General features: G+C 69.4%; 9 protein-coding genes. 5 read left to right on the top strand and 4 right to left on the bottom strand.

Annotated elements, in window-relative coordinates; all coding sequences use genetic code 11:
• Positions 1 to 195: 195 nt before the first annotated feature.
• On the top strand, positions 196 to 1,689 hold the full coding sequence (locus AB0M47_RS41070) for a DUF4407 domain-containing protein (RefSeq protein ID WP_363423996.1): 1,494 nt from the start codon (positions 196 to 198) through the stop codon (positions 1,687 to 1,689).
• Positions 1,690 to 1,696: 7 nt separating this feature from the next.
• On the opposite strand, the gene AB0M47_RS41065 is transcribed toward AB0M47_RS41070, so the two are convergent.
• Entirely contained in the window at positions 1,697 to 2,431 is a 735-nt protein-coding gene (locus AB0M47_RS41065; protein ID WP_253757867.1) for a TIGR00730 family Rossman fold protein, read from the bottom strand.
• 97 nt (positions 2,432 to 2,528) lie between these two features.
• Here AB0M47_RS41065 and AB0M47_RS41060 point away from each other — a divergent pair, with 97 nt between their 5' ends.
• Entirely contained in the window at positions 2,529 to 2,672 is a 144-nt protein-coding gene (locus AB0M47_RS41060) for a hypothetical protein (protein WP_363423993.1), read from the top strand.
• Positions 2,665 to 3,387 (top strand): DUF3152 domain-containing protein, encoded by a 723-nt coding sequence (locus tag AB0M47_RS41055; RefSeq protein ID WP_363423990.1) that lies wholly within the window; start codon positions 2,665 to 2,667, stop codon positions 3,385 to 3,387. Before AB0M47_RS41060 ends, AB0M47_RS41055 begins: the two co-directional genes overlap by 8 nt.
• A gap of 40 nt (positions 3,388 to 3,427) precedes the next feature.
• On the opposite strand, the gene AB0M47_RS41050 is transcribed toward AB0M47_RS41055, so the two are convergent.
• Genes AB0M47_RS41050 through AB0M47_RS41040 form a run of 3 tightly spaced genes read right to left on the bottom strand, consistent with a single transcriptional unit; the run spans position 3,428 to position 5,250 of the window.
• Positions 3,428 to 4,792 (bottom strand): VCBS repeat-containing protein, encoded by a 1,365-nt coding sequence (locus AB0M47_RS41050; RefSeq protein ID WP_363423987.1) that lies wholly within the window; start codon positions 4,790 to 4,792, stop codon positions 3,428 to 3,430.
• 15 nt (positions 4,793 to 4,807) lie between these two features.
• Entirely contained in the window at positions 4,808 to 5,068 is a 261-nt protein-coding gene (locus AB0M47_RS41045) for a hypothetical protein (RefSeq protein ID WP_363423985.1), read from the bottom strand.
• Positions 5,068 to 5,250: a hypothetical protein gene (locus AB0M47_RS41040; protein ID WP_363423983.1), complete on the bottom strand. Its 183-nt coding sequence runs from the start codon at positions 5,248 to 5,250 to the stop codon at positions 5,068 to 5,070. The genes AB0M47_RS41045 and AB0M47_RS41040 overlap by 1 nt, the downstream gene beginning before the upstream one ends.
• A gap of 240 nt (positions 5,251 to 5,490) precedes the next feature.
• On the opposite strand from AB0M47_RS41040, the gene AB0M47_RS41035 reads away from it, so the two are divergent.
• Together AB0M47_RS41035 and AB0M47_RS41030 are read left to right on the top strand one after the other, a co-directional pair.
• A complete protein-coding gene (locus tag AB0M47_RS41035) occupies positions 5,491 to 6,456 on the top strand; it encodes a LuxR family transcriptional regulator (RefSeq protein WP_363423980.1) in 966 nt (321 codons plus the stop codon).
• 464 nt (positions 6,457 to 6,920) lie between these two features.
• On the top strand, positions 6,921 to 8,156 hold a 1,236-nt coding region (locus AB0M47_RS41030), incomplete at its 3' end, for a UvrD-helicase domain-containing protein (RefSeq protein WP_363423977.1).

Genomic DNA, 8,156 nt, shown 5'->3' with positions numbered 1-8,156 from the left:
ACCCGCCCCCCACCCACCCCTTTTCCCGTTGATCATGGAGTTAACTGTGGTCTCGACGGCGTGTCGAGGGTGAAAACTCCATGATCAACGCGACGCGGTGGGGTCGCGGCGGCAGGGGAGGAGGGCCAACCAATCGACCGTCGTTGAGCGTCTTCTCCGGTGCGGCCCGCTGCGGCCGCCGGACGAGGGGGAACGATGGGGGAGAACGTGGAACGCGCCGACGAACCGGAAACTGTGGAGATCCCGGCGAAGCCGGCCGCCTCAGAAACCCAGAAGCCGGCGGCCTCAGAAACCCAGAAGCCGGCGGCCTCAGAAACCCAGAAGCCGGCGGCCTCAGAAACCCAGAAGCCGGAAGACGCAGAAACCCAGAAGCCGGCGGCCTCGGAAACCCAGGCGCAGCAGGCGAAGCCGGAACGCGCGGAGACCCGGGAGCAGCCGAAGCGTCGCGTACGGGTGCCGCCGCCGCTCAACCTGGGCCGGCGACTGCGCGCACTGGCCGGAGTGGACGAGAAGCTGCTGGCGTACGCCCCGCAGGAGCGAGCCTGGTACACCTCGCTCGGCGGCGTCGTGCTGGGGACGGCGACGATCGCCGCGTTCTCGATGTGGTTCGCGATCACCCAGGCCGTCGGGGTCACCAGCGGCTGGGCCGTCATCCCGGTCCTGGTGTGGTTCTTCTTCATCCTCAGCGTCGACCGCTGGCTGGTCTCCAGCCGGATCGGCGGCGAGGGCCGCAAACGTCTGCCGGTGCTGTTCATGCGGATCGGCATGGCGGTCCTGTTCGGCATCATCATCGCCGAGCCGCTGGTGCTGCGGGTCTTCCAGACCGCCGTCGAGCAGCACATCCGGGACGAGCGGGCGGCGCAGCTCGCTGACCTCGCCGGGCGGCTCAAGAAGTGCAATCCGGCGCCCACCGCGCCGGACGCTCCGCCGCCGGCCGGGTGCACTTCGACCGACGTGCTCTCGTTCGGCCAGACCCCGGTCGCCACGACCCAGCAGCTCGCGGCCGTACGCGCGGACGCGGCCGAGCTCAAGGCGCAGGTGACCGCCGACGCCAAGCGGTACGCCGAGCTGAACGAGCTGGCCCGCCGGGAGTGCAACGGGACGAGGGGCGCCGGGCTCACCGGCCGAGTCGGCGAGGGGCCGAACTGCCATCGGCTGCGCGGCGAAGCCGACGAGTACGCCAAGACGCACCGCATCGCGGCGAACACCGCCCGGCTCGGCGTACTCGGCCAGCAGATCTCCACATTGGAAGGTGCTGCCCAGCAGAATCAGGCGGCGTTCGAGCAGGAGCGCGGTCGGCAGATCGCGGCGCGAGTGGAGCAGGCCCGCAGCCACCAGGGTCCGATCGGGCTGCTGGAACGGCTGGGCGCGCTGCACGAGCTGGCCGGGCTGAACATCACGCTGGCCCTGGGGATCTGGGCGGTACGCCTGTTCTTCATCCTGGTGGACTGCATGCCGATCCTCGTGAAGTACGTCGGCGGCAGCACGACCTATGACCGCCTCGTCGACCAGCGACTCCGGTACGCCGAAGCCACCTTCGAGCACGATCTGGCCCACGAGATGGACGAACGGGCCGCCGTGCTGCGCAAACGCCGAGCCGAGATCGACCTCGAAGTGCTGGAGCACAAGGCATTCCTCGGCGACCGGCTGAGCGCGGCCGCCGACCGCCTCGACGGCACCCGCCGCTGAGAAGGGGCTAGGGGGCGGTTTCGCTGGTGTTCACGATGTGGTTGACGGCCTCGTCGACGTCGTCGGTCAGCATCATGAGGTCGAGGTCCTCCTTGCTGATCTTCCCTTCGCCGAGCATCGTCGTACGCAGCCAGTCGATCAGACCGCCCCAGTACGACGTCCCCATCAGCACGACCGGGAACTGCGTCACCTTCCGGGTCTGGACCAGGGTGAGCGCCTCGAACAGTTCGTCCATCGTGCCGTATCCGCCGGGGAGGACGACGAAGCCTTGGGCGTACTTCACGAACATCGTCTTGCGCACGAAGAAGTAGCGGAAGTCGATGCCCAGTTCGACCCAGTCGTTGAGGCCCTGCTCGAACGGCAGCTCGATGCCGAGTCCGACGGATAGGCCGCCGGCCTCGGCGACGCCTTTGTTCGCCGCTTCCATCACGCCGGGACCGCCCCCGGTGATGACTGCATAACCGGCGCGGGCGAGTGCGCCGCCCAGTTCGTAGCCCAGTCGGCATTCGGCGCTGTTCTCGGCGCTGCGCGCGGATCCGAAGACGCTGACCGACGGGGGCAGGTCGGCCATCGTCTCGAAGCCTTCGACGAATTCACTGAGGATGCGCAGCGTCCGCCACGCGTCCTTGGTCTTCCAGTCGGGCCGGCCGCGCGAGTCGAGCAACGCCTGGTCGGCGGTGCTCGACCGGGTCACCGAGCCGCGGAGGGTCACTGCTCCGGAGTGGCGTTCTCGGTTGCTCATCTCAAGAACTTATCCCGCTAAGTGTCAGCTAACCGCATCCGGCGCGTCGGGCAACCAAAAGCGGTTGCCGACCGCTTTAAATGGGTACAGCCTGGCGGTGGAGGGGACGAGAGTGCTGAGCCGGACCGAAATGCTGAAGCGGCGCGCGGCCATGCGGCAGCGCATCCGTGTCGTCGTCGCGCAGCGTCGCATCCCGGCCGTGCCGGTCGAAACCCCCGCCGAGCCCGAGCCGCGTGACTGACAAGTCCCGCGCGCCGGCTCTCGTCCTGTTCGCGGTGGTCCTTCTCGCATTCCTCGGGTACGCCGCCGGCCGCGCCCGGAATCCGGAAAGTGCGTCTGGCGTACCCGTGGTGGAAAAGAGCCGGTCTGCCGCGGCGCCGGTGGTGACCGTGGCGGCCCGCCAGACCTCGGGCGGGCCGAAGAGCGGGACCGGGAAGTTCGTCATCGCGCCGGGCGACGGTCCGATGGTGGGCCGTGGCCTCGTGCACGCCTACCAGGTCGCGGTCGAGACCGGTGCGGGGCTGGCCGCGGCCGATTTCGCGACCGCGGTCGAGGCGACGTTGGCCGATCCGCGGAGCTGGACCGCCCGCGGCCGCTGGGGTTTCCGGCGGGTCGGGCCGGGCGAGCCGCACGATTTCGTGGTGAAGCTGGCGACGCCCGCGACGGTCGACAAGATCTGCGGCGCGGCCGGCATCCAGACGAGCGGCGAGGTCTCCTGCCGAGCCGGTGGCAATGTGGTGATCAACCTGCGCCGCTGGTTGCTCGCGATCCCGCCGTACGCCGGCCGTCTCCGCGACTATCAGCACCTCGTGGTCAACCATGAGGTCGGCCACTTTCTCGGGTTCGGCCACGCGGGCTGTCCCGGCCGGGGCCGACCGGCGCCCGCGATGATGCCGCAGTACTACGGCCTGGACGGGTGCGTTCCGAACGCGTGGCCATATCCGCAGACGCACTGAGGTCCCGGACGCGAGTCCGGGACCTCAGTTGGAGTTGCGATCAGTAGCCGCTGCCGTTGACGACGATCCAGCCGGTGCCCCAGGTGACCCCGTTCCCGCCACCGACGTTCGGCGTGAAGAAGACGGCGCCGCTGCTCTTCCGGCCGGTGATGTCCTTCAGCCCGTCGCCGTTCAGGTCGCCGATGTCGAAGCTGTCGAACGTCGTGCCGTTCATGACGACCCAAGCGGTGCCCCACGTGACGCCGTTTCCGCCGCCCAGGTTCGGGATGAGGACGATCTCGCCGTTGCTCGCCCGGCGGCCGGCGAGGTCGTTCTTACCGTCGTTGTTGAGGTCACCGACGCTGATGTAGTCGAAGCCCCAGCCGCTGGCCACGACACCCGCGGTGCCCCAGGTGACGCCGTTTCCGCCGCCCAGGTTCGGGATGAGGACGATCTCGCCGTTGCTCGCCCGGCGGCCGATGAGGTCGTTCTTACCGTCGTTGTTGAGGTCGCCCACATCGATCTTGTCGAAGTTCCAGCCGCGAGCCACCACCCACTCGTCACCCCAGGTGACGCCGTTGCCGCCGCCGAGGTTAGGCAGCAGCCAGATGTCACCGTTGGGTGCGAGGCCGATGAGGTCGTTCTTGCCGTCGTTGTTGAGGTCGCCGACGGCGACCTGGTCGAAGCTCCAGCCCGACGCGATCACCCAACTGGTGCCCCACGTGACGCCGTTGGTCCCACCGCCGAGGTTGGGCGTGATGACGATGTCGCCGTTGCTCGTCTTGCGGCCGATGAGGTCGTTCTTGCCGTCGTTGTTGAGGTCGCCGATCGCGATGGTGTGGGCGACCGTCGCGGCATCGTCAACGATGTTGTCGTACCGGTAGGCCGTGTAGTCCCCGGCGGGGTGCGAATCGATCGTTCCGTCGGAGCCGCCGGTCAGGGTCTCCTGAGCGATCTTCACAGGGGTGGAGCCGAAGGCGTAGTACTGGAAAGTGCCGGTGGTCTTGTCGATCCAGCGCTTGAACAGGATTGTGTGCTCGCCGGAGTCATCGAGGATGTCTCCGGGCAGGAGATCGGTCTTGCTGATGGAGTGCGCGACCGAGGGCAGCGATACGGTGGTGAGGCTGCTCGCCAGGTGCCAGGACATCGAGACGTATCCCGAGCAGTCGGTTCGATAGTTGCGGCCGTACTCGTCGGGGTAATCGGCGGACTGACTGTAGGGGATGTACGCCCGGTTGTCGTACCAGTACTGGGCCCGCGACAGCACCTCGGATCGGGTGATCTGGCCGCCGACACTGGAGGCGGCGTGGGCGGCGGTGGCTGAACCGGCCATGGTCGCGGCGGTGCCGCCGAGCGTACCGAGGCCGAGGGCGACCGAAAGGCCGAGTGCGGCAGTGAGGGTCCGGCGGAGAAGCGTCTTGCTCATGAGAGAGGTTCCTTCCTACAAAAGGCGCCAGAGGTTCAGCTCCGGCTGAGCGTTGAGGGTCGCGACGATCAGGCGGCGGGCCACCTCGTCGGATTCCGCCTGGGTTCCGGCGGACGTGAAGATCGCGATGTCCAGGCTTTGCGGCCCGGCGCGTACGCGAAGGTGTTCGATGCGGGCGCCGCTGGCGGGATTGCGCCACAGCACCTCGATCAGTCGGTCGGGACTTATGTCGGCCAGTCCTTTGAGCGGGCCGATCCGGGCCGTGGAGAGGTACATCAGGCGCTCCCGAAAGCGTCGGCCGGAGCCGATCCGCCGCCCCAGCCGTAACCGTCGTCGGCCCGGATCGCGAGATCGTGGCCGGTCACCGCGAGCGCGATCGTCAGGCCCATGAGCAGGACCAGAGCCATGATCGTGACGAGGCGGACAACGGAGCGGTTGAGATCGAGAAATGCGAACATATCTATCTCCAAGGCGATGAAGTATGCGTGATGCAGGTCTTTTGTGGATTTTGTGGCGGTTGTTCCCGGCCACGAGATAAGAATGGCGGCCGCAAACCGCCAAGTCACTAGCTCTGACCTGGCAGGACCCCGCCTGGCGGGTTCGCGCCAGCCGCCTACCTGCTCACTGGCAGGGAAGGGGTCGCGGGATGCGGCGTCCCTTCGGCATGATCACCACAAGGAACTCATGGGGGAGGACCAGTGTTAACGGGACTAGGACTTACTGATCAAGACGACGCGGTTTACCGAGCCATGCTCGAACGCCCCGGCCTCGGGGTAGCCGCGTTGGCCGAGCACCTGCAGGCCAGCGAGGAATCCGTCCGTGCCGCGCTCGACCGGCTGGCCGATCTGGCGCTCGTCCGGCCGAGTGGACAAGGGCTACGGGCGATCCGGCCCAAGGTCGGGCTTACGGCGCTGCTCGCTCAGGCAGAGGCGGAGATCGCCGAGCGCCAGCGGCAGATCGAGGCGACCAGAGCGACCATCGCCGGGATCGCTGCCGCGTACGACGACAGCGACCAGTACGAGCTGGCCACCCGGCTGGACGGGCTGGACGCCGTTCGGGAGCGGCTGACGGAACTGGCACGGACGACGCGCTTCGAATGCCTGTCGTTCACCACCGGGGCGGCCCAGACGCCCGACACGATGGAGGCTGAGAAGCCGCTCAACCAGGTCGCGCTGGAGAGCGGCGTCGAGATGCGAAACGTCTATCAGGAGAGCTTCCGCAACGATCCGGGCACGTTGGCGCACGCGCGCTGGATGGCGTCGCTCGGCAGCCGCAGTCGGACGGTGGCGACGCTGCCGATGCGGCTGGTCATCATCGACCGCGAGATCGCCATCGTGCCGATCGACCCGTCGGACGGGGCGGTCGGCGCGCTCGAACTGCGCAGCCCCGGGGTGGTCGCCGGGTTGGTCGCATTGTTCGAGCAGGTCTGGCACTCCGGTACGCCGTTCGGCGACGTCCCGCCGGTCGACGCGAACGGGCTGCTTCCGCAGGAGCGTGACCTGCTCCGGTTGCTGGCGGCGGGGCATACCGACGAGTCGGCTGCCCGCAAGCTCGCGATTTCGCTGCGGGGCGTCCAGCGGTTGATGACCACGTTGACGACGCGGCTCGGTTCGGCGAGTCGGTTCCAGGCGGGGGTGGAAGCCGCCCGGCGCGGGTGGGTTTAACGGATTCTTCCTGCGGCGACGGAATCAGTTGGCCGGAAGGTCTTGTAACCGATTCCGGAGTGCTATTGGATGTCATAGGTCCGATCGGCCCGGTCTCCGCCATGCCTGGGCCGATCGGCCTTTTGCGCGATTCCTCCTTTGCCCCTTTCGCGCCCTTCGTTCACGCCTGCTGCCGCGCCCTTTCGCACCCGCTGACGCCCGCTCGCACCCGCTGCCGCGCCGTCTCCGCACGCCGCGCCTCCGGCAGGTGAGCTGCAGATCACGGTTATGCAGGGATCGGCGGCCACTTTTAGGGTGCACATCGGTGATCTGCAGCCAACGGGGAGCGGGCGTGGCGGGTGCGGGCGCGGCGGGTGTGGGTGCGGGTACGGCGGGCGCAGGAGTGGGCCAAGCGGCGGTGGCAGGCTGGGGTGCGTGGCCGCGTCGCACGGTCGTGGTTGCATATAGCCGTGACCCGGCGAGCCATGAGCACGTTTCGGCTGGTGCGGCCCGCGGCCGCCACCGCCGGCGCGCCCGCGCCCGCGCTCGACGAGGCGCAGGCTCGGGTGGTGCGGCACCGGGAGGGCCCACTGCTCGTTTTGGGCGGTCCGGGCACGGGGAAGACGACCGTGCTGGTCGAATCGGTCGCCACGCGCATCGCCGAGGGTGACGACCCGGAAGGCGTACTGATCCTGACGTTCGGGCGGCGGGCCGCCATGTCGCTGCGGCGACGCATCGAAGCCCGGGTCAGCGCGGTCGCCGAGCGCCGCGTCATCCGCGAACCGATGGTCCGAACCTTCCACGGCTACGCCTTCGGCCTGCTGCGGGCCGCGGCGGCGACGCGAGGCGAGCCCGCGCCCAGGCTGCTCACCGGGCCCGAACAAGACCTCGTCATCCGGGAACTGCTGGAGGACGGCGAGGTCGCCTGGCCCGACGACGTACGCCCCGCGCTGCGTACGCGGGCCTTCGCCGAACAGCTTCGGGATCTGCTGCAACGGGCGGCGGAACGCGGGCTCGGCCCGAACGGGCTGCACGAGCGCGGCGTGCGCCACGGCCGGGCCGACTGGCTGGCGGCGGCCGAGTTCCTCGGCGAGTACGAGCAGGTCTTGGCGCTGCGGGAGACGACGACGAGGAGTTCGGCGGCGTACGACCCGGCCGAATTGGTGCGGGCGGCGGCGGCGATGCTGCGCGACGACCCCGCGCGGTTGGCAGCTGAACGACGCCGGCTGCGGGCGGTCTACGTCGACGAGTACGCCGACACCGACCCCGCCCAGGTCGAGCTGCTCGAACTCGTGGCCGGAGGCGGGGCGACCGTGGTGGCCCTGGCCGATCCCGACTCGTCGACCTTCGCCTTCCGGGGATCCGACCCGGCCCTCGTCGGCAGGTTCCCCGCGACCTTCCCGCGAGTGGACGGATCAGACGCGCCGGTGCAACTGCTCGGGGTGAATCATCGGGCGCCGGAGGCGCTCCTCGGCGCAGCCGCCCGGATCTCCGTACGCCTTCGCGCCTCGGCCGGCGTCGGCGTGTCGCACCGCCGCGTCACCTCCGCCGCCTCCGCGCCGACGGCCTCCGCGCCGACGGCCTCCGCGCCCGCGACGGCCTCCGCGCCGGCGGCCTCCGCGCCGACGGCCTCCGCGCCGACGGCCTCCGCGCCGACGGCCTCCGCGCCGACGGCCTCCGCGCCGACGGCCTCCGCGCCGACGGCCTCCGCGCCGACGGCC

The sequence above is a fragment of the Hamadaea sp. NPDC051192 genome (assembly GCF_040682475.1).
In the GTDB taxonomy this organism is placed as follows: Bacteria; Actinomycetota; Actinomycetes; order Mycobacteriales; family Micromonosporaceae; genus Hamadaea; species Hamadaea flava.
The sequence above is the reverse complement of the archived record's forward strand: the minus strand, read 5'-3'. Positions and strand labels throughout refer to the sequence as shown.

Bases quoted from the DNA above. Each gene is read 5' to 3' on its own strand.
- AB0M47_RS41040 (WP_363423983.1), bottom strand. From the start codon at position 5,250: ATGTTCGCATTTCTCGATCTCAACCGCTCCGTTGTCCGCCTCGTCACG.
- AB0M47_RS41070 (WP_363423996.1), top strand. From the start codon at position 196: ATGGGGGAGAACGTGGAACGCGCCGACGAACCGGAAACTGTGGAGATC.
- AB0M47_RS41050 (WP_363423987.1), bottom strand. From the start codon at position 4,792: ATGAGCAAGACGCTTCTCCGCCGGACCCTCACTGCCGCACTCGGCCTT.
- AB0M47_RS41065 (WP_253757867.1), bottom strand. From the start codon at position 2,431: ATGAGCAACCGAGAACGCCACTCCGGAGCAGTGACCCTCCGCGGCTCG.
- AB0M47_RS41045 (WP_363423985.1), bottom strand. From the start codon at position 5,068: ATGTACCTCTCCACGGCCCGGATCGGCCCGCTCAAAGGACTGGCCGAC.